This window comes from Streptomyces sp. LARHCF249, assembly GCF_052871255.1.
Window position 1 is genome coordinate 35361 of the sequence record NZ_JBIXJQ010000005.1, and the last position, 24952, is coordinate 60312.

The 24952-nt window shown below is 74.6% G+C and carries 20 protein-coding genes; 16 read left to right on the forward strand and 4 right to left on the reverse strand.

What is annotated here, in order from left to right:
* Window positions 1–54: 54 nt before the first annotated feature.
* The gene (locus ACIPUC_RS15250; protein ID WP_446589761.1) at window positions 55–1011 is read left to right on the forward strand and encodes a polyprenyl synthetase family protein; all 957 of its coding nucleotides are present in this window, start codon (window positions 55–57) and stop codon (window positions 1009–1011) included.
* Window positions 1012–1102: 91 nt separating this feature from the next.
* Here ACIPUC_RS15250 and ACIPUC_RS15255 read toward each other — a convergent pair whose 3' ends face one another.
* The 4 genes from ACIPUC_RS15255 to ACIPUC_RS15270 form a co-directional block, all read right to left on the reverse strand.
* Window positions 1103–2842: an AMP-binding protein gene (locus tag ACIPUC_RS15255; RefSeq protein ID WP_446589762.1), complete on the reverse strand. Its 1740-nt coding sequence runs from the start codon at window positions 2840–2842 to the stop codon at window positions 1103–1105.
* Window positions 2833–5094, reverse strand: a complete 2262-nt coding sequence (locus tag ACIPUC_RS15260) for an ATP-binding protein (protein ID WP_446589764.1) — start codon at window positions 5092–5094, stop codon at window positions 2833–2835. Before ACIPUC_RS15260 ends, ACIPUC_RS15255 begins: the two co-directional genes overlap by 10 nt.
* Window positions 5095–5167: 73 nt before the next feature.
* Complete coding sequence (locus tag ACIPUC_RS15265) at window positions 5168–7795, reverse strand: BTAD domain-containing putative transcriptional regulator (protein WP_446589766.1); 2628 nt, start codon at window positions 7793–7795, stop codon at window positions 5168–5170.
* A gap of 5 nt (window positions 7796–7800) precedes the next feature.
* Complete coding sequence (locus tag ACIPUC_RS15270) at window positions 7801–8802, reverse strand: AfsA-related hotdog domain-containing protein (RefSeq protein WP_446589768.1); 1002 nt, start codon at window positions 8800–8802, stop codon at window positions 7801–7803.
* Window positions 8803–9065: 263 nt separating this feature from the next.
* On the opposite strand from ACIPUC_RS15270, the gene ACIPUC_RS15275 reads away from it, so the two are divergent.
* The 15 genes from ACIPUC_RS15275 to ACIPUC_RS15345 all read left to right on the forward strand — a co-directional run bounded on the left by ACIPUC_RS15275 (window position 9066) and on the right by ACIPUC_RS15345 (window position 24918).
* Complete coding sequence (locus tag ACIPUC_RS15275) at window positions 9066–10424, forward strand: MFS transporter (protein ID WP_446589770.1); 1359 nt, start codon at window positions 9066–9068, stop codon at window positions 10422–10424.
* Between the two features lie 98 nt (window positions 10425–10522).
* The gene (locus ACIPUC_RS15280; RefSeq protein WP_446589772.1) at window positions 10523–11497 is read left to right on the forward strand and encodes an AIR synthase-related protein; all 975 of its coding nucleotides are present in this window, start codon (window positions 10523–10525) and stop codon (window positions 11495–11497) included.
* 127 nt (window positions 11498–11624) lie between these two features.
* Window positions 11625–13301, forward strand: coding sequence for a hypothetical protein (locus ACIPUC_RS15285; RefSeq protein WP_446589774.1), 1677 nt, complete (start codon window positions 11625–11627; stop codon window positions 13299–13301).
* The gene (locus ACIPUC_RS15290; protein WP_446589776.1) at window positions 13298–13837 is read left to right on the forward strand and encodes a hypothetical protein; all 540 of its coding nucleotides are present in this window, start codon (window positions 13298–13300) and stop codon (window positions 13835–13837) included. The genes ACIPUC_RS15285 and ACIPUC_RS15290 overlap by 4 nt, the downstream gene beginning before the upstream one ends.
* Before the next feature lie 12 nt (window positions 13838–13849).
* A complete protein-coding gene (locus ACIPUC_RS15295; protein ID WP_446589778.1) occupies window positions 13850–14437 on the forward strand; it encodes a DUF3558 family protein in 588 nt (195 codons plus the stop codon).
* A gap of 46 nt (window positions 14438–14483) precedes the next feature.
* Entirely contained in the window at window positions 14484–15149 is a 666-nt protein-coding gene (locus ACIPUC_RS15300) for an MSMEG_1061 family FMN-dependent PPOX-type flavoprotein (RefSeq protein ID WP_446589779.1), read from the forward strand.
* Between the two features lie 120 nt (window positions 15150–15269).
* Window positions 15270–15869 (forward strand): acyltransferase, encoded by a 600-nt coding sequence (locus tag ACIPUC_RS15305; RefSeq protein WP_446589781.1) that lies wholly within the window; start codon window positions 15270–15272, stop codon window positions 15867–15869.
* A gap of 432 nt (window positions 15870–16301) precedes the next feature.
* Complete coding sequence (locus ACIPUC_RS15310; RefSeq protein WP_446589783.1) at window positions 16302–17471, forward strand: hypothetical protein; 1170 nt, start codon at window positions 16302–16304, stop codon at window positions 17469–17471.
* Window positions 17468–18238, forward strand: a complete 771-nt coding sequence (locus tag ACIPUC_RS15315; protein WP_446589785.1) for a WecB/TagA/CpsF family glycosyltransferase — start codon at window positions 17468–17470, stop codon at window positions 18236–18238. Before ACIPUC_RS15310 ends, ACIPUC_RS15315 begins: the two co-directional genes overlap by 4 nt.
* Window positions 18238–19494 (forward strand): nucleotide sugar dehydrogenase, encoded by a 1257-nt coding sequence (locus ACIPUC_RS15320; protein ID WP_446589787.1) that lies wholly within the window; start codon window positions 18238–18240, stop codon window positions 19492–19494. Before ACIPUC_RS15315 ends, ACIPUC_RS15320 begins: the two co-directional genes overlap by 1 nt.
* A 3-nt stretch (window positions 19495–19497) precedes the next feature.
* A complete protein-coding gene (gene wecB / locus ACIPUC_RS15325; RefSeq protein WP_446589788.1) occupies window positions 19498–20622 on the forward strand; it encodes a non-hydrolyzing UDP-N-acetylglucosamine 2-epimerase in 1125 nt (374 codons plus the stop codon).
* Window positions 20623–20641: 19 nt separating this feature from the next.
* A complete protein-coding gene (locus tag ACIPUC_RS15330) occupies window positions 20642–21526 on the forward strand; it encodes a chain length determinant protein (protein ID WP_446589789.1) in 885 nt (294 codons plus the stop codon).
* Window positions 21498–23066, forward strand: a complete 1569-nt coding sequence (locus ACIPUC_RS15335; RefSeq protein ID WP_446589790.1) for an oligosaccharide flippase family protein — start codon at window positions 21498–21500, stop codon at window positions 23064–23066. Before ACIPUC_RS15330 ends, ACIPUC_RS15335 begins: the two co-directional genes overlap by 29 nt.
* Before the next feature lie 5 nt (window positions 23067–23071).
* Window positions 23072–24109 (forward strand): hypothetical protein, encoded by a 1038-nt coding sequence (locus tag ACIPUC_RS15340; protein WP_446589791.1) that lies wholly within the window; start codon window positions 23072–23074, stop codon window positions 24107–24109.
* Between the two features lie 29 nt (window positions 24110–24138).
* Entirely contained in the window at window positions 24139–24918 is a 780-nt protein-coding gene (locus tag ACIPUC_RS15345; protein WP_446589793.1) for a glycosyltransferase family 2 protein, read from the forward strand.
* Window positions 24919–24952 lie beyond the last annotated feature (34 nt).

Sequence of the window (24952 nt, forward strand, 5' to 3'; positions counted from 1 at the left end):
GCGACACCTCGGGGAAGGTCTGGTCATGATCCGCAGCCCACCAGGGAGGGCACCATGACCACACCGACGCACGACCAGCCGTGGCGGACGGCCACGCCCGGACAGCTCCGCGACGCCATGCTCGACCGGGTCGAGGTGCGCCTCGCCCGGCTGCTCGCCGAGGAGCACCGCAGCCGGCGCACGTCCGATCCGCGCAGTGCCGTCCTGGTCGCCGGCGTCGCCGAACTCGTCCAGGCCGGGGCCGAGCGGGCCCACCCGGTCATCTGCCTCACCGGATACCTCGCCGCGGGCGGCGACCCGGACGGCGAGCACGCCGTGGCCGCGGCCGCCGCGCTCGAACTCCTCGACACCTGCCTGATGATCCGCGAGGACGTACGGGACAACGCGCCGCTGCGCCGCGGCATCCCGACCCTGCACATCAGCCACGCCGCCGAGCACGAACGCAACGGCTGGCGGGGCGAGTCCCGCCGGTTCGGGGAGGGCACCGCCGTGCTCGCGGGCGATCTCGCGCTCGCCTACGGGGACCGGCTCGCGGTCCGGCTCCCGGACGAGGCCTGGGAGTTGTGGGACGACCTGCGCACCGAGCGGGCCATCGGCGCGCACGCCGAGGCCGCCGCCGCGACCGAGTACCTCGACGACGCCTGGCCGGGCCAGTGCCTCGACGGCTGCGGCACCGGCTGCGGCGCGGGCTGGTACGGGCTGCGCCACGCGCTGCTGATCGGCGCCGCGCTGGCCCGGCGGGAGGACCTGCGCGAGACGTACGAGGAGTACGCGCGGGCCCTGCACGGGGCCTGGCGGATCCGCGGCTTCCTGCGCGGCGGCCCGGGCTTCGACGGCGACGCCCAGTTCCTGCGCGACGTGTTCTTCGACGCGCGGGCGCGGGACGGCGCCGAGGCGACCATCGCCGGACTCCTCGCCCGAGCCGACGCGGCCGTGTCCGCGGCCCGCATCGACCCCCCGTGGCGCGCCGAACTCGCCGCCTTCGCCCGCCGGGTGGCCGGCTGCGAGTAGCCTGCGGCGCTGAACGGTGGGGGACTCGGCCCGGCCCGGTGCGGCGCCGCTGCTGGGGCTCCGCCCCAGACCCTCCCCGAGACTCCGTCCGTTAGCCGGGGGCGGGCCGGGGCCCGCCCGGCCGCAGCCGCGTCAGCCATGTCCGCAGCGCGCCGCGGCGGATCCGGCCCCCGTCGTCGCGCGGAAGCGCGCCGACGATCTCCAGCCGCGTCGGCAGGAACGCCTCCGCGACCCCCGCCGCCGTGAGGTGCTCCCGCAGTTCGGCCGGGCCCGGCGGCCGGTCCTGGGCAGTCGGGACCACGACGGCGCAGGGCAGCTCCCCGTGCTCGGGATCGGTGTAGGCGACGACCGCGGCCTCGCGGACCCGGGGATGGCTCAGCAGCCGCTCCTCCACCTCGGCCACCGGGACCATGAAGAGGGCGCCGGTGCGCGTCCCCGCCCGGGCGAGCACCCGGATCCCGCCGTGCGGTCCGGCCTGCCCCGTGTCGCCCGTGTCGAGCCAGCCGTCCGCCCGCTCCCAGGTGGGCACCGGCGCCGGAGCCCCGTGCTCCCAGGTGGCCAGGCACACCGACGGGCCGCGCACCGCGAGCGCCGGACTCCCGTCCGCGGCGGACACCTCCAGCCCGGGCAGCGGGCGGAACCCGTCACCGTGATCCGGGGCGTCCCCGGAAAGGGCGCCCATGCCCAGCTCCGGCGCCCCCCACACGGACAGCACCGGGACGCCGAACACCTCGCGCAGTTCGGCGGCGAGCGGCTGCGGGGTGCTGGTGCGCCCGCCGGACAGCACCAGCCGCAGCCGGTCCAGCTCCCGGGGGCGGCGCTGCTGGGCGGTGAGCAGCTCGGAGAAGTAGGCGGGCTCCGCGTAGACCTGGTCCACCCGGGCCGCGGCCATCAGATCCAGGCACCGGCCCGGATCCCACACGTCCTGGTAGACCCCCGTCCCGCCGACCGCCAGCGGCCAGCACACGGTGTAGATCAGGGAGGCGAGCGAGGTGAGCGGCAGGGTGCTGAGGAAGACCTCGCCGGGCCGCCGCCCCGGCCCGTCGCCGCCGCGCTGCGCGGAGACGTTGGCGTACAGGGTGTTGGGGGAGTGCAGCACCGAGGTGTAGGAGTCCCGCAGGCCCATCACGCTGATCAGCAGCGCCGGCCGGTCGGCCCGCCCGGCACACGGCCGGCTCCGCCGGCCGGCCCCGGTCCGTTCGTGCGCGGTGCCCCGGAAGTAGGCCGCGAAATCGATCGCCCCGGCAGGGGCCGCCACCGTGTCCCCTGCGTGCGCCGCGTTCCCCATGACGACCCGGTGGCGCAGCCACGGCAGCCCGGGGGCGAGATCCGCGAGGGCCTCGGCGTGCGCGTAGCCCTCCCAGACGTCGGGCACCACGCAGACCCGGGCCCGGGTGCTCTCCAGGATCCGGTGCAGCCCGTGGGCCCGTACGGTCGGCAGCACCGGCACGGCCACCGCCCCGGCCCGCAGGCAGGCCAGGGTCAGCGCCGCCGTCTCCCACCAGCTCGGCAGCTGGTAGGCGACCGGGTCCCCGGGCGCCACCCCGAGCGAGGACAGGGCGGCCGCGAACCGGTCGACGTACAAGGAGAGCTGGGCGTAGCTGAGGACCACCCGGCGCCGGCCGGCGGGCCGGTGCGCCCGCTCCGCGACGATCGCCGGGCGCTCGGGCGCGGCGGCGGCCGTACGGTACAGATCGTCGAGGAAGGTCTGCGGACGCCACCATCCGGCGGCCCGGAACCGGTCCGCGATCCCGGCGGGCGGAGTGAGGCCGGCGAGGCCGGGGGGCCGGCCGTGCGCCGTGCGGTCCGAGGGGGGATCCGTCAGGCCCATCGGCCCACCGCCCCGGCGACCTGCACCCGCGAGGTGCACCCCAGGCGGCGCATCACCTGGCGGACGTGGTTGACCACCGTCCACTCGGAAATGTCCAGCCTGGCCGCGATATGGCGATTGGTCAGCCCCTCGGAGACCAGCAGGGCCACCTGGACCTGCCGTGGCGTGAGGGCCTGCGCCTCGGCGACCGCCCCGGCCGCCGGGCGGCGCGAGGAAACGGGCGCGGACAGGGCCTCGGCCACCGCCTCCCGCGCGGTCATCCGGACGCCCTCGGCCCAGGCGGTGGCGAAGTCGGACCAGTCCAGCCGCGCGCTCAGCTCCGTACGGGCCCGCTCGGCCTCGGAGCGCCACGCGTCCGGCACCTCGGCGCCCGTCGCGGCCCGCAAGGTGTCGGCCGCCGCCAGCAGGCGCACCGTACGCGGCCGCTGGGCGGGCGCGGTGCGCAGCAGCAACAGGGCGAACTCCTCCAGCAGCTCCGGCAGTTCGCTCCGCTCGTCGATGGCCCCGTACAGCCGCAGCGCCTCCCGCAGCGCCCCCTCGGCCCGGTCCGGGTCCTCGCCCTCCAGAGCGAGCGCGGCCGAGGTGCGCAGCGTGCCCGCCAGGCCCCGCGCGTCCCGGGTCCGGCGGAAGGCCTCCTCGGCCCGGTCCAGCAGCTCCAGCGCCTTGCGCCGGTCGCCCTCGGCCCGCATGACGGCCGCGAGCGCGGCCGACGCCGCGGCCGCGCCCCCGGTGACGCCCATGGATGCCAGCGCGCTCAGCGCGGCCACCAGCACGGCCCGCGCCCCCGGCGCGTCACCGGCCTTCAGCAGGGCCGTCCCGAGGTGCACGGAGGCGAGCGCGTTCTGCCGCCGGTCGCCCACCGCCTTGCCCAGCGCGAGGGCCCGCCGGTGGCGGCGCACGGCCTCCTGCGGATCGCCCAGGGCGAGCGCGAACAGCCCGGACATGTCGGCGAGCCGGGCCCGTACCGCCTCCGGCACGGGGGCCCCGGCCGGCTCGGCAGCGCTGTCGCACCACTCCAGCCCCTCCCGCAGCCGTCCCTGCGTCAACCAGGGCAGCCGGCAGCCGAGCACCAGGGCGCCGACCGCCTCGTCGTCGCCCCGCTCGCGCAGCCGCCGCAGGGCTGCCGTCACGTTCGGGCCCTCGGCGGCCAACTCCCGTAGCAACCGCTCCTGTTCGGTTCCGTTCAGCCCCGGCAGCGCGCTGGTCACCAGCAGCCGGTAGCGTTCCGCGTGCGCGTCCAGCGCCGCGCCGCCGCGCCCCGAGTCCGCCAGCTCGGCGCGGCAGTGCGACCGTACGGGCTCGGTCACGGCCAGCCGCGGCTCCCCCTGCTCCTCGTCCACCACGGCCAGCAGTCCGCGGTCGAGCAGCGTCTCGACGTCCGCTTCCGCCGACGCCCCCGCCGCCGACAGGCCGAAACCGGACTCGTACACCGAGAGCCGGTCCAGCAGGGCGCGGGCCGGGCCGTCCAGGCCGCGGCAGCTCCACTCGGCGAGCGCGGAGAGGGAGCGGTGCCGCTCGGGAGCGTGCGCCGGTCCGCCCGCCAGGACGGTCGTCCGGCCGCGCAGCCGGGCGGCCAGCGACTGGGGCGACAGCAACCGCAGGCGGCGCGCGGCGAGTTCGACGGCCAGCGGCAGACCGTCGAGCCGCGTGCAGATCTCGGTGACGGCCGCCGCGTTCTCCAAGGTCAGCGCGAAGGCCGGGTCGGCGTCCCGGGCCCGGCGCACGAACAGAGCGACCGACGCCGCCGCCGGCACCTCGTGCGGGTCGTCTCCGCTGTCCGCGTACCCCGGAACGGGCAGCGGCGCCAGCGGCAGCAGCTGCTCCCCGTACACCCCGAGCGGCTCCACGGCCGTGGCCAGCACCACCACGCGGGGATCAGCGGCGAGCGCCGCCACCGCCCCGGCGGCCGCCGGGCGCACCTGGTGGTCGCAGCCGTCGAGCAGCAGCAGGACCCGGCCCGACGTCCCGGGCCCGGCCGGCGGGAGCAGCGGTTCACGCCCGTCGGCGTACCACTGCGCCGCGTCGACCACCGCGACCCGGCCGAACCCCGCACCCGACTCGCCGCCCGACTCCGCGCCGGGCTCCCCGGCGATCTCCCTTACGGCCTCCGCCGCCAGCCGGCTCTTGCCCACCCCGGCCCGCCCGGTCACCGTGAGCAGCCGGACCGACGGATCGCGCAGCCGCTCCACCAGCGCGGCGGATTCCCTTTCCCGCCCGACGAGTTCCGTCACCGGGCCCAGCGCAACCGACATGGCTCTCCGTACGTCGCAGTAGAGTCGCAGTAGAAGGGGATCGCGTGCTCGGATCCCCCGGGCTGCCGGCCGGTCACGCGCGGACACCGGCCGGACGGATCCGCCAGAGCCCCGGGCGGATCTCCACCCCCCGCCGCGCGGCCCCCTCGCCCCCGGCTTCCGGGCCGGACAGCGCACGCAGCGAGCGCCGCGCGTACACCTCCAGCCGGTGATCGCGCAGGCTGCCCGCCAGCTCGAGGCACTCCCCGAACCAGATCCGGGCCGTCTCCCGCCCCTGCGGCCCGTCCTGGGCGAGGGCGAGCAGCGCCCGCGCCCGGCTCGCCTCGTAGCGGCCGCGGGCACGGCCCGGCGCCGACAGGGCGGCGAGGGCCGGTTCGAGCAGGGCGGCCGCCTCTGCCGCCGCACCGGCGTCCAGCCGCAGCTCGGCCAGGCCCACCAGGGCGCGGCCCGCCTCCTCCTCGTCCCCCGCCTCCCGGGCGTGCGCCAGCGCCCCCGCGAACAGCTCCCGGGCCCGATCCAGACGCCGGTACTGCCAGGCCAGATCACCGAGCGAGCGCTCCATCCGGGCCTGCGCCGACCGGTCCGCGCACCGTACGGCGGCCTCCAGGGCCACGGAGTACGCGGCCTCGGCCCCCTCCTGCACCCACCCGCCCGCGGCATCCGTCAGCCGCACCGTCAGCGCCCACAGCCCGGCCTCGTACGCGGTCCGCGCCAGCCGTACGAGCCCAAGCGCGTCGGCGTCCGGCAGCGGGCCCGGCCGCGCCGCGGCGGCCGCCGCGTACGCCCGGCACACCCGCCCCGCCGCCGCCCGCCGCACCTCGGGCGGCTCCTCCTCGGCCAGGCGCTCCACCGCCAGCAGCCGCAGCAGCTCCGGGAGGTGGCAGCCGTCCCGGTCCACGGCCAGCAGCCGCTCGTCGGCGAGCGCGTCCAGGGCCGCCGCGGCCCGCGGCTCGGCCAGGTCGAGCGCGGCGGCCGCCTGCCGGGCGCCGAACCGCCCCGGCGGCAGCAGCGCCAGTAGGCGGAAGGCCCGCCGCTGGGCGTCGGGGGCCGCCGCGTACGCCTCCACCAGGCGGGCCCGTACGTCGACGTCGCCGGTCCGCAGCGCGTCGAGCCGCCCGCCCTCGTCCCGCAGCCGGTCCGCCAGCGTGGCGGGGGACCAGTGCGGCCGGGCCGCGAGCTGGGCGGCGGCGGCCCGCACGGCGAGCGGCAGCCGCCCGCACAGCTCGGCTATCTCGGCGAGGGCGCCCGCGTCGGGTCCCGGTACGGATACGGGTACGGAGCGGGCCGTGCCGGCAGGGGTTCCCGCGCGGCCGCCGAACAGTCCGGCCAGCCGCCGTGACTCCTCGGAGCGCCACGGCCCGAGGACCACCGACCGCAGCCCCGGCAGCCCGGCGGGCACCCGGCCCGCCGTGAGCAGCAGCGCGCAGCCCCCGGCGAGCGGCAGCAGCGGCCGCACCTGCGTCTCGGAGGTGACGTGGTCGAGGACCAGCAGCATCCGACGGCCCGTCAGGGGGGTGCGCGCCAGCCGGCCGAGGACCTCCGGCCCGGTCGGCGGCGGCCCGGTGGGGCTGCGCAGGTCCAGGAAGACCTGACCGTCGGGGAAGGCGTCCGCCGCGCGGTGCGCGGCCTCCACCGCGAGCGCCGTCTTGCCGGTGCCCGGCAGGCCCGTCACGGCGACGGCGCCGCCCGCGGATGCGGTGCGCAACAGCTGTACCAGTTCGGCCAGTTCGGCCGAACGGCCGGTGAAGTCGGGGTCGGCGGGGGGCAGCGCGCCGGGCGCCGGGGACCAGCCCCTTCCGGCACGCCCGGCGGATCCGTCACCCCTTGGTCCGGCTGCCGCCGACAGATCAGGATCCCCCTCCAGGATGCGCCGCTGCAGCCGCCGCGAGGCGGGGCCCGGCTCTATCCCGAGCTCCTCCACCAGGGTCCGCCGCAGCACCGCGAACACGCGCAGCGCCTCCGCCTGCCGCCCGCACCGGTACAGCGCCACCATCAGGTGCGCGTGGAACTCCTCGTGCATCGGGTGCTCGGCCACCAGCTCCTGGAGCTCGGCCACCAGTTCGCGGTGCAGCCCGAGCTGCAGTTCGGCCCGGATGCGCTCGTCGAGCACGGTGGTGCGCGCCTCGCCCAGCCGGACGGCCGCGCTGTCCAGCAGCGGTCCGTGCGGGGTGTCGGACAGCAGCGGTCCGCGCCACAGTGCGAGCGCCCGCCGGTGGAGCTCCGCCGCGGACGCGAAGTCCGCGGCCCGCAGGGCCTGGTGGCCGCGGCGGGACAGGTCCTCGAAGGCCATCGTGTCGAGCGCGTCCGGGCCGACCCGCAGCAGGTAGCCCGGGCGGCGGGTGACCAGCGACTCCCGGCCGTTCTCCGGATCGGCGCGGCGGAGCGTCTTGCGCAGGTGGGACACGTAGACCTGGAGCGTCGTCGTCGCCGTGCGCGGGGGTGCCTCCGGCCAGAGCTCGTCGATGAGGCTCTGCGAGGACACGACCTCGTTCGCCCGGACCAGCAGGGTCCCGAGGACGACCCGCAGTTTGGCGGCCTGCGGGGCGTACGAGGCCCCCGCGCCAAGGCGGTCCGCGCCAAGGCGGTCCGCGCCAAGGCCGTCCGCGCCAAGGCCGCCCGGGCCGCCGTCGTCCGTACCGGGGCCCGTTCCGCAGCCCGTTCCTCCCGCGACCTCCAGCGGGCCCAGAATCCCGAAGCGCATCGTCCTCAGTGGTCCTGGACGACGGAGGTGCGGGCTTCGGCCACCGCGCGGCGGCGCTGCGTCAGGGTGAGCGTGACCGGTACGGAGGGCCGCCCCTCGCCGTCGCGTCCCAGCGGACCGGCCACCGCCACGCAGCGCAGCGGCAGATCGAGCTCGGCCTGGCCGCGGAAGTGCACCTGGCAGGCGCCGAGCGCGCTGCGGAGGGGGTCCAGTCCGTGCGTCCGGCCCGCCGCGAGCAGCGAGGTCTGGCGTAGCGCCTCCAGCAGGTGCAGTCCGGAGACCTGGCCGTCCTCGCCGAGGAACACGGGGCTGATGCGTCGGGTGAGCAGCCAGGTGCTGATCCGGCCGCGTGCGGCGTCCGTCGGTTCGCTGATCACCGTGTTCTCGGGCGCGTAGCGGCCCGTCTCGGCGGGGTCGGCGGGCCGCAGCGGGCCGTCGGGCGCGTCGTCGAGCTCGGGCGCGGCCTGGAGCGCCCGCCGGGAGTGCTCCAGGTGGCGGCGGTACAGCTTCGGCATGAGGAAGACCAGGCCGGCCGCCCCCGTCGCGCAGGGGCGGCCGTCGATCACCACCTCGAGGTGGAAGTCGAGTCCGCGCGGCACCTCGGCCACCACGTTCGCGGGCCGGGCCCTGAGGTGGGTTTCCATGGGGACGGGGCCGGCCGCGAGCCCGTCCGTACGCCAGGCGGAGAGATCGGTGAGGTCGAGGGTGAACCGGTAGAACAGGCCCGGGCGGTCCTCCGGCACGCCGAAGTAGCGGTGGCCGACGAACGCGCCGATGTCCCGCACGGTCTCGGTCGCGATCTGGAGGTCGTGGAAGTGGCCCGGGCCGTCGTTGAAGAGCGGATGGGCGACAGGGGTCGCGCCGACGAGGGTGAAGTTCTCCTCGCCCAGGCTCGGGACGTCGAGGCCGTAGTGGGCCCGCGAGGGCGGGCGGTGGATCAGGTGCTGGGTGGCCGTCGCGTGTCCGTGGATGGCGGGGAGCGAGGTCGTGCCGTTGTCGACTGTCATGTCCCTCTCCTTCTCTCGCGTCATGGTGGAGCTGCGCTCGAGGCGCCATCCAGCCACCGCCGTTGGCAGGAATGTGCATGGCAGGAACTCGTCCGTCGCCCGCCGCCCCTGATCCGCGTACCTGAGCTTTAGTCACGTCCAAGGGGGAGGGCGGAGCCTTCCGTACGAGAGCCCCGCCCCCCTGGGACATCCCCCCTCCCCCCGGGCGGGGCCCTTTCCCGTCGCACGCACGACCCCCACCGCTCCCCGGAAGGAAGCCCCCGATGGCCACCACAGGGTCCGGGCGAACCCGGGTCGCCCCACCGGACACCGCCCCGCGGGACACCGCCCTGCCGGCCCGGCTCCGCTTCGGCTACGCCTCCGGAGCCCTGGTCACGGGGACGTTCACCACCCTCCCCGGCCTGCTCCTGCTGCCCTACCTCACGGACACCCTCGGCGTGGGCGCCGCGCTGGCCGGCGCGATCGTGTTCGTGCCCAAGGCCTGGGACGCCGTCCTCAACCCGCTGGTCGGCCGGGCCAGCGACCGCACCCGTACCCGCTGGGGCCCGCGCCGCCCGTACGTCCTGTGCGGCGGGCTCGCGATGGCCCTCGCCTTCGCGCTGACCTTCGCGGGGCTGCTGCCGGGCTCCGCCGGAGCCTGGCTCACCGCCGCCGGATACCTGCTCACCGCGACCGCGTTCGCCTTCTTCCTGGTGCCGTACGTGGCCATGCCCGCCGAGCTCACCGACCGGCACCAGGACCGGATGCGGCTGGTCGGCGGACGGGTCGCCGTCATCGGAGTGGCGGCGCTGGTCACCGGCGCCGCCGGGCCCGCCCTCGTCGAGGCCGGGGGCGGCGGCCTCGCCGGACACCGGTGGATGGGGATCTTCGGCGGGGCGGTCATCGCCGCCGGGACGCTCTGGGTCTTCGCCGGCACCGCCGGCGCCCGCGGGGAGGCCTCGGTCGCGGAGCCCGGCTCGAGCCTGCGCCGCCAGTTCGCCGCCGCGCGCGGCAATCCCGCCTTCACGGCACTGCTGCGGTGCGTGGTCGTCCAGTCCGTCGCCACCGGGGTGCTGCTCGCGGGCGCGCCGTACTTCGCCGGGCACGTCCTGCGCGACTCCTCCGGCGTCGGCCTCCTCGTCGCAGCCTTCGTCGCGCCCAACCTGCTGACCATGCCCCTGTGGTCGCGGCTGCGCGGCCGCCACGGCTACCCGATCGCCTCCGCCCTGTTCGCCGCCGGCTGCCTGCTCTTCCTCGCCGCGCCCGCGCTGCCCCAGGGGGCGGTGCTGCTCTCCATGGCGCTGGCGGGCACCGGCCACGCGGGCCAGCTGCTCTTCCTCTACGCGATGCTGCCGGAATGCATCGCGCGGGACGCCGCCCGTACCGAGCGGCGCCAAGCGGGCGTCCTGTCGGGCCTGTTCAGCACCGGTGAGGGACTGGGCCTGGCCCTCGGCCCCTTCCTCTACGGGCTGGTGCTCCAGCTCTGCGGCTACGTGTCCTCCGGTACGGGCCGCGCCGCCGAGCAGACCCCGACGGCCGAACTCGGCATGCTGGCGGGCTTCGCGCTCCTCCCCGCCCTGGCGACGGCGCTCGCCGTCGCCCTGCTGCGGGCCGCCGACCGCCCGGACCACCGCCCCTACTGACCCCTGATCAGCCGCCGTGCCGCGACACGGGTATGCGGGGGCCCGTCCGCGCAGGATGATGGGACGATCATGAATCGCGGGCTTCGGGGGAGGCACTCGTGACGTACACACAGGAGTGGGACACGGCACAGGTCGGGTTCGGCCCGGGCGTACGGGCCTTGATCGAGGAAGCCCTCGTACCGGCCCGGTGGGCCGAACCCGGCGCCGCCACCGCCGAGGCCTTCGTGGTCCGGTCCGGCACCTACGTCGTAGACCCGCCCTTCTTCGGAAACGGGGACATCGGCCGGGTGGCCGTCTGCGGAGCCGTCAACGAACTGGCGGCCACCGGAGCGGAAGTGCGCCACCTCGCCCTCGGCATCGTGCTGGAGGCCGGGCTCCCCCTGGACCTGGTGCACCGGCTGACCGCCTCCGTACGCGGCGCGGCCGCCGAGGCCGGGGTCACCATCGCCGCCGTGGACACCCAGGTCGTCCGCGCGGGGGAGGCCGACCGGGTCTTCGTCACCGCGACCGCGTTCGGTGTGCCGGGCGGGCCGCCCCTGGAGCTCGGCTCGGTCCGGCCCGGCGACCGCATCGTGGTGACCGGGCCGCTGGGCAGCCACGCCGCCCACCTGGTCTCGCTGCGCGACGGCCTCGGGTACGAGCACCACGTGCCGAGCGACTGCGCCCCGCTGGGAGACCTGCTGCGCACGGTCCGCCCCCACATCCGGCACGCCCGGACGGTGGCCGCGGGAGGCCTCGCGGAGGTCCTGCGCCGGTGCGCCGCGGCCCGCGGCCTGACCCTGCGCGTCGAGGAGGCCGCCCTGCCCGTACGGTACGAGGCCCGGCCGGCCCTCGCCGCCCGCGGCCTGGCCCCGCTGGACGCGGCCTGCGCCGGCTGCCTGTGCCTGTTCGTGCCGCCGCAGCACACCGCCCCCGTGCTGAGCGCACTGCGCGCCCACCCCTACGGACGCCACGCCGCCGTCGTCGGCGAGGTCACCCCCGACACCCCGGGCGACGTGGAGTACCTCACCCCCGACGGTCGCCCGCACACCCGTACGACCCCTTCCGGTTCGGTCCCCGAACGCCTGCTGTGACCGGTCCGCACAACGGAACGGCTTCCCCGCAGCCCCTTCCGATCACGACGGACGGGCCGCCATACTGCACGTCCGCAACTCCCCCGGTCTCTTCCTGCCGTGGGGGAGTTCGAGCATCGGGGGATGCATGTCCACACCCGGAGCGACGTCCGGTTTAGCGGCGGCCGCCGAGCCGCGGCACATCCGCAGCGAAGCCACCCGGCTGCTGTGCGCGGGTGTCTGGTTCGACAGCGAGTTCCGCCGCCGCGTCATCGAGCAGCTGGTCGAGCACGAGGAGCGCCCGATCGCGCCCTCGCTCGGCATCGACGCCCTGCCGGTCCTCGCGCACGCCCTGGAAGCACGCCGCCGGGAGGCGGAGGCCGCGGTCGCGCTGGCGGCCCTCTGGGCGGTCTTCATCGGCCTGGGACTGGCCGGGGTCGGCGCCGATCCGCTGCTGCCCGTTCCGTGGTACCTGGCCTACGGGTTCGTCTGCTTCGTGTGCTGGTCCCTGCGCGGCGGCAGGGGCGCCGTCTTCGGCCTCGGCCGCGGGGTGCTCAAGGAGGCCACCCGGGGCCGGCTGAAGGCGGTGCTGCCGGTCGTGCCGTTCGCCGTGACGCTCGCCTACTGGGCGGCCGTGGTCTTCGCACTGTTCACCGGCGCCGACGCGTGGACCGCGGTGGTGTTCCCGGCCCTGATGGTGCTGCCCGTGTGGGCGCACCGGACGCAGGTCGTCCAGGTCATGCGCAAGAAGCTGAGCCGTGGCGCGTACGCCCGCGCGCCGCGCGAGAGACTGCCGAACACCCCTCAGTACCGGCGCATCGGGGCGGCGGTCGACCGCGAACAGCACGCCAACCTCACGATCTACGACCCCTTCCGGCCGTTCGTCGGGGCGGGCGAGCCGTACCAGCCGTGGTCGGTCGTCGCCGAACTGAAGGGCAAGCCCCCGGGAGCCCTGCGCAAACCCCTGGACCCCGCGTCCCCGTCCGGCGCGGCGGCGGCGCCCTCCCTGCTCACGGGGCGCGAGGTCGTCGACCTCATCAAGCCGCGCCTGGAGGCGCTGCGCGCCGCGGCCGCGGAGACCAGCCGCGACCGGCTGCGCTTCCTCGAGATCGACGAAGTGGTCTACCTGCCGGTCGGGGTGGCGCGCGCCCGTGTCACCTACGAGCCCGCCCGCATCCAGGAGCACCTCGACGACGCGGTCGGCGAGGGCGGCGAGGGGCGCCGCCACTTCCTGCGCGTGCGGGTCGGGGCCTGGGACGAACAGGTCGGGATCTCCCTCCTGGTCCGTGTCCACACCCAGGGCGGGATGCTGGTGCTGGAGGTCGTACCGCACGTGCTCAACCCGGTGCGGCCCGAGTACCGGTCGGTGGACGTCATCGCCGCGCGCGGCGAGGGCCGGGGGCTGCGGGACGCCGTCGTCGCGCTGCTCACCAGTCCGGCGGCGGGAGTCGCCGCGGGGCTGTCGCTGATCCACACGGGTCTCTCGGTCTTCCGCACCTGGCTGACCCTGCCGCAGCACGCGCTGCCGGACGGGCCGGTCACCTCGGTGCGGGAGCTGGGGAGCGTCAAGGACGTCTCCCTGTTCCAGGAGATGGACATCAGCCGGTACGTGCGGACGCTGCAGGACCGCATCGCGAGCGGGGTGCAGGACGCGCTGCGCACCAAGGGCTACGAGACGGGCGAGTTCGAGCAGTACGTCGTCAGCGTGAGCGGGGGCGGCGTGTTCATCGGGGCGATGAGCGGCGGAGCGGTCGCCACGGGCGAGCGGGCCTCCGCGAAGCACACGGACACGCAGATGAAGAAGAAGGGGGGCGGGTCGTCGTGACGACGGAGCACGAGGAGCAGCAGGGGGACGAGCCCGCCGTCGCCCCGGAGCAGGGGGGCATCAGCATCGGGGTGCTGACCGGTGGCGCGGTGGCGGCCGGGGAAGGCGCCACCGCCGAGGACCGCTCACGGCGCCCGGCCGGGCAGGAGCCGCCACCGCCCCCGTCCCCGTCCGCGACGCCCCGGGCCGCCCCCGGTGGCATCGGCATCGGGGTCATGACCGGAGGCGCCGCGGCGGCCGGTCCCGGCGCCAGGGCCCTCGATGCCTCCGGGGAGCCGGTCGGCGTCTCCGAAGAGTTCCGGACGGCCTTGAGCACCCTGCGCGAGCAGCTGCGCCTGCTCGGCCCCAGTGACGAGACCTCCGAGACCGCCGCCGGGATCGCCGGGGCCGAGGAGGAGATCGGCGCCACGGGGCAGGTGCGGCGCGAGCGTCTGCAGTGGCTGCGCGAGCGCCTCGACGCCGGCGCGACGGCCGCGGCCGGGCTGGCCTCGGCGGGGACGGTCGTACAGCAGATCACACAACTTCTGGCCGGGTAGGGGTGGTTCGGCGTGGCCTCATGGGACGAGGACAGTCAGGCCTGGGTGGAACCGGCCGAACCGGACGGGCCGCCACCGGGGGAGCGGACCCGGCGCATGTCCGTCGTGGTGATCGTCGCGGCGCTGCTCGCCGCCGCGGCCGGGGCCGGGATCTGGGCGCTGGTGGGCGACGGCGGCGGAGACGGCGACGGTGGCGACTCGTCGGACAGCGCGCAGGTCCTGCCCGTTGTGCCGGCCGATCCGTGCGACGCGGTCGACAGCGACGTGTCGGACGAGTGGGAGCTGGACTCGCCCGAGCCGGACCGGAGCGACAAGGTTCCGATGCGGGCGTGCAGCTGGAACTCGGACCGGGAGTCCGCGAGGCTGATGGTCATGTACTCCAGGGACATCCCCCTGGAACCGGAGCCGACCCCCACGTCCGTCGCCGGGGTGTCGTCGGCGATGGTCAGCGGCAACGACAAGGGCTGCGTCATCCTGTGGCCCGCCTCCTTCGGGAAGGTGCTGGTCGTCGCCCAGCGGGGCACCGCCGAACCGGACCGGCACGTGTGCGACATCGCCGCCGACTTCGCCGAGGCGGTGGCCCCCGAAGTGCCCGGCTGAGCCGGGCGCGAGCCGCGCCCGACACGGTCGGATAGATTGCCTGGCCGTGACAACCACCACGCCGCCGAACGGCCGCATATTCGATGCCCTGCACGCCGGTGCCGTCCAGACCACGGCCCAGCTGCGCGCGCTCTACGAGGAACCCAGTGAACTGGTCCGCCGCAAGGAGGTGGACCGGCTCCACGACGTCGCACGCGCCGTGATCGGCAGATCGTCGCTGGTGTTCATCGCCAGCGCGGGCACAGGCGGCCACTGCGACGTGACCCCCCGCGGCGGTCCCGCCGGGTTCGTCTCCGTCCTGGACGAGTTCACCCTCGCCGTTCCCGACGCCACCGGCAACAAGCGGCTGGACAGCAGCCACAACATCGTGGAGACCGGCCGGGCCGGTCTGATCTTCGTCATCCCCGGCCGCGCCACCACCCTGCGCGTCAACGGCAGGGCCTGCGTCTCCGCGGACCCGCGGCTGCTGGAGCAGCTGACCGCCGTCGGCAAGCCGCCGCGCAGCGCGATCGTGGTCGAGGTGGAGGAGGTCTACCAGCACTGCCCGAAGGCCTTCCTGCGCGGCAACGCCTGGAAGCCCGAGCAGTGGCTCGCCGAGGACGCCGTACCGAGTTCCGCCGAGGTCACCCTCTCCCACCTGGGCCTGCCGGACGTGACCATCGAGCAGATCCGCCAGAGCGAGCGCGAGTCCCTCCTGTACCGCTACGAATGAGCGCCAAGCCCTTTACGTGAACAGTCGGTTGATCCCCGCGGCGAGGGAGCCCGCGGCGCATATGCTCCGTCCGTACGCGCGCGCATCCGCACACCTCGCGAACGTGAAGGGGACCGCCCCGTGAGTGTCCGCATTCAACCCTCCTCCCAGGTCGACGAGACGGCCGAACTCGGCGAGGGGACCACGATCTGGGATCTGGCACAGGTACGGGAGGAAGCCCGGCTCGGCCGCGGGTGCATCGTGGGCCGCGGGGCGTACGTCGGGCCGGGCGTGCGGATCGGGGACCACGTCAAGCTGCAGAACTACGCGCTCGTCTACGAGCCCGCCGTCCTCGGCGACGGGGTGTTCATCGGCCCGGCGGCGGTGCTCACCAACGACTTCTACCCGCGCGCCGTCGATCCCGACGGCCGGCAGAAGCGGGGCGGCGACTGGGAGGCCGCCGGGGTCGTGGTGGCCGAGGGGGCCTCGCTGGGCGCCCGCTCGGTGTGCGTGGCCGGGGTGCGCGTCGGACGCTGGGCCCTGGTCGCGGCGGGGGCCGTGGTGTCCCGGGACGTACCGGACTTCGCGCTCGTGGCGGGCGTGCCGGCCCGGCGGATCGGCTGGGTGGGGCGGGCCGGGGTCCGCCTCGTGGAGCGCGCGGACGAGCCGGGCGTGTGGGAGTGCCCGCGCACCGGCGCGCTGCACGTGGAGAAGGACGGCACGCTCACCGAGCGCCCCTGACGGAATGCCGGCAATTTAGGGAACCGGCATTTCCTCAAAACCACAATCAACGAACATCCGTGGGCATACCGTGTCCCTGCACAAGGGATCTGAGCAGGCAACAGGCCTGTCTCAGTGGGGGGTTGTACACGACGAGGGCACCGCGGGCAGAGCCGCGCGGCGCGGATTCCACGCGCCCGCACACCCTGCCGCCGTACGCGCGCGCTCCGGTCCGAGGCATCGCTGGGGGGTCCAGTCGGCGTCCGTCGGACGGCTCGTGCCATGGCGCAACGGGCGTCGTCGGCACGGGCGTTGTCACACGCAATCCCCCTCCGCGGAATGACGACCGCCAGGTCCGTCCGAGGAGTGATCAGAGGGGGTAGGTGTGTTGGAGCCGTACAGCTCGGACATACGGGGTGCGCGCAGCACCCGGGGAGTCGGGGTGGGGACCCGATGACCACCACACGATTAGGAGCACTGGCCCGCGAGGACCTGCCGCTGCACGCCCTCGCCGAACGGCTGCTCGCCCTGGCCGAGGCGGGCCTGCCCGGCATGTACCTGCCGGGCGCCGAGACCTTCGTGTTCACCCGGGTGGGCAAGGCCTCACCCGACGGCGTCCGCCGCCTCGAGCAGCGGGGGACCAGCACCCGGTACGCGGCCATCACCGCACTCGGAGCCCGGTTCCTGCCCGAGGACCGGCAGCGCCCGCTGTTCGGCGGGCGCACCGCCGGAGAGTTCACCGGACTGCTGGTGGAACGGCTGCCCGCGGTGACGAACCTCGGCGACGCGGCGCTCATCGCCTGGGCCGCCGCCGAAACCGGCCACCCCAAGCTGGCCGACGCCCTCGACCGGGTGGCCGCGCTGGACCTGCCCGGGCAGCCGCAGTACACGGTCGAGGCGGCCTGGGTGCTCTCCGCCCTCACCGCCGCGCGCGACACGGTGGACGTGGAGTACCGCCTCGCGGCGGCCCGCGACCGGCTGCTCGCCGCCAGGATGGCCGGCAGCCCGCTGTTCCCGCACGCCACCGGGCCGGGGCTGCTGCCCGGATACCGGTCCCACGTGGCCTGCTTCGCCGACCAGACCTATCCGCTCCAGGCACTGGCCCGGCTGCACGCGAGCGGCGACGACCCGCAGGCCCTCGCGGCCGCCGACGCCTGCGCCGCCCGCATCTGCGCGCTGCAAGGGGACGGCGGACAGTGGTGGTGGCACTACGACGCCCGCCACGGCACCCTCGTCGAGGGCTACCCCGTCTACAGCGTCCACCAGCACGCGATGGCCCCGACCGCCCTGTTCGACCTCGCCGAGGCGGGCGGCACCGACTTCGGTACGGAGATCCGCCGCGGGCTGCGCTGGATGACCGAGGCCCCCGAACTCACCGGACCCTCGGGAGCCCCGCGGGAGCCCCTCATCCGCGAGGAACTCGGCGTCACCTGGCGCAAGGTCCACCGCGGCGACCCGAAGAAGGCCGTCCGCGCCGCCCGCGGACTCACCACCCGGGTGGCCCCGCAGGCCCGGCTCGCACCCCTCGACCGGCTCTTCCGCCCCGTCGCGGTCGACCGCGAGTGCCGCCCGTACGAGTTCGGCTGGATGCTGTTCGCCTGGCTCGGGGGGCCGCAGAGATGAGCCGGAGACAGTCCCTCTTCGGGGTCGGACTCGACCCCCTGACCATGGACGAGACCGTCCGGCGCTGCCTCGACGCGGTACGCCGGGGCGAGCGGATCGAGATCGGCATGGTCAACGCCGCCAAGCTGGTCAACATGCGGCGCGACCCCCGCCTCGCCCGGGCGGTGGCCGATTGCGACCTGGTCCTGGCCGACGGCCAGGCGGTGGTCTGGGCCGGGCGCGTCCTGGGCGTCCGGCTGCCCGAACGGGTCGCGGGCATAGACCTGTTCATGCGCCTGCTCGCCGCCGCAGAGGCCGCGGACATCTCCGTCTACCTGCTCGGCGCCAAGCAGCAGGTCCTGGAGATGATGCTCCACCAGATCTCCGAGCGGTTCCCGAAACTGCGGGTGGCCGGCAGCCGCAACGGATATTTCGCGGACTCCGAGCAGGAGGCGATCGCCGACGCCATCGCGGACAGCCGCGCCCAGCTGCTGTTCCTCGGCATGACCTCCCCCAAGAAGGAGATCTTCACCGCCGGTTACGGCGACCGCACCGGCGCCCACGTGGTGCACGGCGTCGGCGGCTCCTTCGACATCCTCGCCGGAATCACCAAACGGGCGCCCGTCGTCTGGCAGCGGATGGGACTCGAGTGGTGCTACCGCGCCCTCCAGGAGCCGCGCCGCCTCGGCAAGCGCTACCTCACCACCAACACCGCCTTCCTCCTCATGACGGTCCGCGAGCTCATCCGCCGCACACCGTCTGCCGGTTCCGCGAACAGGAGTCACTGATGCGCGTCGTCGTCGTGGGACAGGGATACGTCGGTCTGCCGCTGGCCGTCCGGGCCGCCGAGGTCGGGCACCAGGTGATCGGGTACGACGTGGACGCGCGGCGGGTGAAGAGCCTCGCCGCCGGAGAGTCGTACGTGGAGGACGTCAGTTCGCAGCGGCTGAACCGGGCGCTCGAGCTCGGCACCTACCGCCCCACCGAACTGGCCCGGGACTGCGGCGGCTTCGACGTGGCCGTCGTCACCGTCCCGACGCCGTTACACGATGGAGCCCCCGACCTCCGCTACATAGAGGAGTCGGCGCGCACCCTGGCCCGGTACCTGCGCCCCGGCGCGACCGTGGTGCTGGAGTCGACCACCTACCCGGGCACCACCGAGGAGCTCTTCGCCCCGATCCTGGAGGACGGCTCCGGGCTGACCGCCGGAGCCGACTTCCACCTCGGCTACAGCCCGGAGCGCATAGACCCCGGAAACGCGGTCTGGGGCTTCCAGCAGACGCCCAAGGTGGTCTCCGGTGTCGACGCCCGCTCGCTGAAGGCCGTCGAGTCCTTCTACGGGGACCTCGTCGACACCACCGTGCCGGTGCGCTCGCCCAAGGAGGCCGAGCTGGCCAAGCTGCTGGAGAACACCTTCCGGCACGTGAACATCGCGCTGGTCAACGAGATAGCGATGTTCGCCCGCCACCTCGACATCGACGTGTGGCAGGCCATCGAAGCGGCGTCCAGCAAGCCGTTCGGCTTCATGAAGTTCACCCCCGGCCCGGGCGTCGGCGGCCACTGCCTGCCGATCGACCCCTCGTACCTGTCCTGGCGGGTACAGCGCGAGCTCGGCCAGAGCTTCCGCTTCGTCGAGCTCGCCAACGACATCAACAGCCACATGCCCGAGTACGTGACCCGCCGTGTCATCGACGCGCTCAACTCCAAGCGCCGCTCCGTCAACGGCTCCCGGGTCCTGCTGCTCGGGCTCGCGTACAAGAAGAACACCGGCGACGCACGGGAATCGCCCGCGGTGCGCGTCTCGCAACTGCTCCTCGACATGGGGGCCAAGGTGCGCGCGGCCGACCCCCACGTGGTCGAGGACGTCAAGGTCGACGCCCGGCTCGTCCGGGTCGAGCCCACCCGCAAGGAACTCGCGGCCGCCGACGTGGTCGTCCTGCTCACCGACCACGACTCCTTCGACTACGCGATGGTCATCGAGCACGCCTCCTTCGTCCTCGACTGCCGCAACCGGCTGTCCGGACCGACGGTGGAGGTGCTCTGAACCATGAGCGTGGCGAAGATCGTGTGCGTCGCCGGAGCGCGGCCCAACTACATGAAGATCAAACCGGTGATGGACGCACTGGAGCGCCGCGGCGCCGAGGTGGTCCTCGTCCACACCGGCCAGCACTACGACGAGTCGATGAACGAGGTGTTCTTCCGCGACCTCGGCATCCGCGCCCCCGACCGGTACCTGGGTGCCGGATCCGGCACCCACGCCCAGCAGACCGGCCGGGTCATGACGGCCTTCGAACCGCTGCTCGCGGAAGAGGCCCCGGACGCCGTCGTGGTGGTCGGCGACATCAACTCCACCCTCGCCTGCGCCCTGGTGACCGCGAAGGCCGGCCCGCTGCTGGCCCACGTGGAGGCCGGACTGCGCAGCCGCGACTGGGGCATGCCGGAGGAGGTCAACCGGGTCGCCACCGACCGCGTCAGCGACTACCTGCTGGCCCCCTCGCCCGACGCCGCCGCGAACCTGCGGGCGGAGGGCTACCGGGAGGACCAGATCCACGTCGTCGGCAACGTCATGATCGACACGCTGCTCGCCAACCTGGACCGGGCCCGGCGCTCCGACGTCCTGGACCGGTACGGGCTCATCCGGGGCGGCTACGGCCTGGTCACCCTGCACCGCCCGGCCAACGTGGACGACCCCGGCGCCCTGCGCGGCCTGCTGAAGGCCCTGGGCGAGATCGCCGGCCGCTGTCCGCTGCTGCTGCCCGTGCACCCGCGGGCCGCCGAACGGCTCGCCGAAGCGGGCGTACCCGACGGCATCCGCCTGGTGCCGGCCGCCGGGTACCTCGACTTCATCGCCCTCCAGGACTCCGCCCGCCTGGTGCTCACCGACTCCGGCGGCATCCAGGAGGAGACCACCGCCCTGGGCGTGCCCTGCGTGACCCTCCGGGACAACACCGAGCGCCCCATCACGGTCGAGGAGGGCACCAACGTGCTGGCCGGCACCGATCCGGCGCGCATCGTGGCCACCGCGCACCGGGTGCTCGACGATCCGCCCGCACCCCGCTGCCCCGAGCTGTGGGACGGGCGCGCGGGAGACCGCGTCGCCGGTGTCCTGCTGGACGGCGGGGCCGCGCGGACCCGGCTCAGACCGACCGATCTCGTCCAGCGGCAACCGTAGCCACACGAAGGGGAAGACCATGGACCTCGCCGAGATCTGGCGAGTCATGCGCAGGCGCTGGTACGTGCTGCTGCCCGGACTGGCGATCACGGCGGCGCTCACCGCCGCCGTGTACCTGCTGGTTCCGGTGCAGTACCGGTCGCAGAGCACGGTGACGCTCCTGAACTCCGAGAAGGCCACGGTGGCCTTCGACGGCAACCCCTTCCTGAGCACCCAGACCTCGCTCACCGGAATGGCCGACGGCCTGGCCCGCAACCTCAACTCCGACGACTCGTTGGCCGATCTCAAGGAGCTGGGCGTCACCGGAACCCCCGAGGCGAAGATCGCCGACAATGCGCTGGGCCCCTTCATGTGGCTCATCGTCACCGGGAGCGACCCGGACCGCCTCCTGGAGTCGGACCGGAGGCTCACCGCCTACGCGGAGAAGCGGCTGACCGAGTTCCAGGCGAAGCAGCAGGTCGCCCCGGACGCCATGATCCGCATGGCGACGATCGTGCCGCCGCAGAAGCCGGTGGCCGAGACCAAGACCAGGCTGCAGTACCTCGTCATGGCCGGGGGCCTGGGCCTGGTGCTCAGCATGGTCGCCGCCTTTTACGCGGAGGCGCGCAAGAGGTCGCACAAGCGCGAGCCCGAGCCCGAGGCCGAGCGCAAGCCCGAGCCGGAGCCGGAGGCCCAGGGCTCCGAGCCGGAGGAGGGGACGACCGCCCCCCTCCCCCCGACCGGGGAGTCGGCCGTGGAAAGGACGCTCGCCATCCGGCGGCCGCCCACATGGGCGCGGTCCGCCGAGGACGGGCCGGCCGCCGCAGAGCCCGAGGCGCCACAGCCCGTCACGGCGGTGCCGTCCGCCGCCGAGCCGCTCGACGAGGAGTCGACCCGTGGACACCGCCCGCGCACCGGACAGTGAGCCCGGTGAGACGGGCAAGGCCCCCGCTCCTCCCGCGCCCGCACTCCCCGACTCCTCCACCCTCGGCCGGACGGTCCGTTCGGCGGCCCGGTGGAGCCTGATCAATACCGTTGTCATGCGCCTGGGCAACTTCGCGACCGGCATCGTGCTGGCGCGCTTCGCCCTGGGCCCCGCGGAATGGGGCGTGTACGGCATCGCCCAGACCGTGCTGCTGGTCCTGCTCTCCGCGAACGAGCTGGGCGTGGGCCTGGCCATCGTGCGCTGGGAGGGGGACGCACGCCGGTTCGCGCCGACCGTGCTGACCCTCAGCGCCCTCTCCAGCGGCCTGCTGTACGCGGCGCTGTTCGCGGCGGCACCGACGGTGGCGGGTCTGCTCGGCTCGCCGGACGCCGCGGGGGTCCTGCGGGTGATGTGCCTGTGCGTGGTGATCGACGGGGTGGCACAGGTGCCCGGCGGCTTCCTCACCCGTGAGTTCGCCCAGGGCAAAAGGATGATCATCGACGCGCTCAACTTCGTGCTCAGCACCTCGGTGACGCTGCTGCTGGCCTTCGAGGGATGGGGCGCGATGAGCTTCGCCTGGGGGGCCGTGGCGGGGAACGTCGTGACGCTGATCGGCTGCGGGCTGGCGGCGCCGGGCACCCTGAAATTCGGCTGGGACCCCGAACAGGCCCGGGCGCTGCTCAGGTTCGGGCTTCCGCTGGCGGGCGCGAGCATGCTGGCCCTCGCGGTGGTCAACGTCGACACCATGGTGGTGGGCGCGACGCTGGGCAGTGCGACGCTGGGCTTCTACGTGCTCGCCTTCAACATCTCCGGCTGGCCCGTACGGATCATCTCCGAGGCCGCCCGCAGGGTCTCCTTCGCCGGCTTCTCCCGCCTGGCCGACTCACCACAGGCGCTGGCCGAGGGTTTCAGCCGAGCCCTGGGCGTGGTGATCACCGCCACCGTCCCGCTGTGCGTCCTGCTGGCCGCCCTCGCCGGGCCGGCCGTCCAGCTGATCTACGGAAGCCAGTGGGCTCCCGCCGCCGCGGCACTGCCCTGGCTGATGGCCCTCGGCCTGATCCGCATCGGCAGCGAACTCGCCTACGACTGCCTCGTCGCGATCGGACAGCGCCGGTCGCTCTTCCTGGTGCAGGGGCTGTGGCTGGCAGCCCTGATCCCGGTGCTCCTCGTCGGCGCCCGCCTGAACGGAATCGTCGGGGTCTCGCAGGCCCATGTCGTGGTCGCCGGCGGCATGGTGGTGCCCGTGTTCCTGTACGCGCTCAGCCGTGGAGGCATCGGTGTCGGCCGGGTCGCCAGGGCCTGCGCGTGGCCCTTCCTCGGCGGGGCCGTGATGGCCGCGATCATCCTCGGCCTGCAGCGCCGGCTGGGCGACGGCCCGCTCGCGCTCCTCGCCATCAGCGCGATCGCCCTGGCCGGCTACACGCTGTGCGTCCTGCCCAGCCGCGGCTTCCTGCGCGGCGCCGGCCGCGGCGACCGGCCCCACCGCGGCCGGCAGCGGTCCTCCGCACCGGTGCGGCCCACCCCACAGGACACGAGGTGAACCCGATGCCACGGCGCATCAGCCGGAACCCGCTCGCGGCACTGCTGCTCGCCGTCCTCCTGGCGGTCCTGGGCGCGGCCTGCTCGGGACCGGACCGGTCCGTATCGTCGGACTGTCCGGATGACGCGCCGACCTGCCCTGCGAGCGGGTCCTCGGCGTCACCGGGCACCGGTCCGCCGACCGCGGCCGGCAGTGCGTCCGGCGCCCCCGCGGCCGAGACCGCGTGCGCCTCTCCCCGCGACTGCGGGTTCCCCGACGCCGGCACCACCGGTCCGCGGATCGCCCTCACGCCCCACGAGACCGGGTACATGGCCGTCCGTACCGACGGGCTCGTCATCCGGGGGTGGGACATCACCGGCTCGCTCGACATCTACGCGAACGACGTCACCGTCATCGACACCAAGATCACCTCCGACAACTGGTGGGGCATCAACCTGCGCCCCGGCTTCAGCGGCCTGCGGGTCCTGCACTCCACCATCACGGCCGTGCCCGGCAAGGGGCCGGACAACGGCGGCGTGGACTACGCGGTGTCGAACATGGGAGGCAGTTCCATCGAGGTCGGCTGGTGCGACGTCTCGGTGTTCGGCGACGCCCTGTCCATGGGACAGGGCGATCTGCACGACAACTACGTGCACGACATCGTTCCGTTCGTCAACCTCGGCGGCGAGTGGCAGCACACCAACGCGGTGATCAGCGGCGGGGGCAACACCGGCCACCTGATCATCCGCCACAACACCCTGCTCAACGCGACCAGCGTCCAGCAGGGCGCCTCGGGGAGCATCGGCCTGTTCGCGGACAACGGGGTGGTCCGCAACGTCACCGTCGACAACAACTGGATCGCCGGCGGCGCGTACGCCCTCTACGGCGGTAGCACCGGCGCCACCGAGATCAAGGTCACCGACAACGTCTTCTCGACGCAGTACCACCCCTCCTCCGGCGGCTACGGCGTGGTCGCCCACTGGAACCACAGCGGCGCCGGAAACGTGTGGCGGAACAACCGGATGTCCGACGGCCGCCCGATCCAGCCCGAGCCGGCCTCGTGAGCGGCGCCGGGACGCGCCGTGTCGCGCGGGTGCCCTGGACACTGCTCAAGGCGTTGTTCGGCTGGCTGGTGCTCTTCGAGGCCAGGAACAAGGTCCTGCTGGCCCCCACCGCGGTGCGGCTGCGCCGGATCGAGGACGCCGAGACGCGACGGCTGGCCGCCGCCCTGCCGTCGCCGCCCTCGGCGCTGGTCGCCACGGTGATAGCGACCCACCGGCGCCCCGAGGCGCTGCGTGCCGCGGTGCGCTCGGCCCTGGACCAGACCGTTCGCGACCAGGTCGTCATCGTGGTCGACGACGGCGCCGGACTGCCGGAACTCCCGGACGACCCGAGGCTGTTCGCGGTCTCGCTGGCACGCAACACCGGCGTGGCGGGCGTCGTGCGCAACGTGGGCATCCGCCTCACGCGCTCGCCGTACGTGGCCTTCCTGGACGACGACAACCTGTGGGAACCCGACCATCTGGAACGGGCGTTGGCCGTCCTGGACAGCCCCGGAGGGCCCGACGGCGTCTACACGGCGCTGCGCCGCGTCCTGCCCGACGGCACCGAGAAGGACGTCCTGTCGGTGCCGTACGACCGCCGCCGCGCCGCCCGCGAGGCCTTCCTGGACACCAATGCCTTTGTCGCCCGCCGCAATCGCTCCCTGCACTTCAGCCGGCTGCGCCGGACACCGCAGGTGCTGCCCCGCGAGGACTGGGAGCTGATCCGCCGCTACGGCCGTCGGCACCGGGTCCTCCATGTCCCCCACCCCACCGTCCGATACCTCATGAACCCGGACAGCTTCTACACGCAATGGCAACAGCCCCGCTGAGGCTCGCCCCTTTTCCGCTCCGACCACAGGTGGT

Bases quoted from the DNA above. Each gene is read 5' to 3' on its own strand.
- ACIPUC_RS15250 (WP_446589761.1), top strand. From the start codon at position 55: ATGACCACACCGACGCACGACCAGCCGTGGCGGACGGCCACGCCCGGA.
- ACIPUC_RS15255 (WP_446589762.1), bottom strand. From the start codon at position 2,842: ATGGGCCTGACGGATCCCCCCTCGGACCGCACGGCGCACGGCCGGCCC.
- ACIPUC_RS15260 (WP_446589764.1), bottom strand. From the start codon at position 5,094: ATGTCGGTTGCGCTGGGCCCGGTGACGGAACTCGTCGGGCGGGAAAGG.
- ACIPUC_RS15265 (WP_446589766.1), bottom strand. From the start codon at position 7,795: ATGCGCTTCGGGATTCTGGGCCCGCTGGAGGTCGCGGGAGGAACGGGC.
- ACIPUC_RS15270 (WP_446589768.1), bottom strand. From the start codon at position 8,802: ATGACAGTCGACAACGGCACGACCTCGCTCCCCGCCATCCACGGACAC.
- ACIPUC_RS15275 (WP_446589770.1), top strand. From the start codon at position 9,066: ATGGCCACCACAGGGTCCGGGCGAACCCGGGTCGCCCCACCGGACACC.
- ACIPUC_RS15285 (WP_446589774.1), top strand. From the start codon at position 11,625: ATGTCCACACCCGGAGCGACGTCCGGTTTAGCGGCGGCCGCCGAGCCG.
- ACIPUC_RS15310 (WP_446589783.1), top strand. From the start codon at position 16,302: ATGACCACCACACGATTAGGAGCACTGGCCCGCGAGGACCTGCCGCTG.
- ACIPUC_RS15315 (WP_446589785.1), top strand. From the start codon at position 17,468: ATGAGCCGGAGACAGTCCCTCTTCGGGGTCGGACTCGACCCCCTGACC.
- ACIPUC_RS15320 (WP_446589787.1), top strand. From the start codon at position 18,238: ATGCGCGTCGTCGTCGTGGGACAGGGATACGTCGGTCTGCCGCTGGCC.
- wecB (WP_446589788.1), top strand. From the start codon at position 19,498: ATGAGCGTGGCGAAGATCGTGTGCGTCGCCGGAGCGCGGCCCAACTAC.
- ACIPUC_RS15330 (WP_446589789.1), top strand. From the start codon at position 20,642: ATGGACCTCGCCGAGATCTGGCGAGTCATGCGCAGGCGCTGGTACGTG.
- ACIPUC_RS15340 (WP_446589791.1), top strand. From the start codon at position 23,072: ATGCCACGGCGCATCAGCCGGAACCCGCTCGCGGCACTGCTGCTCGCC.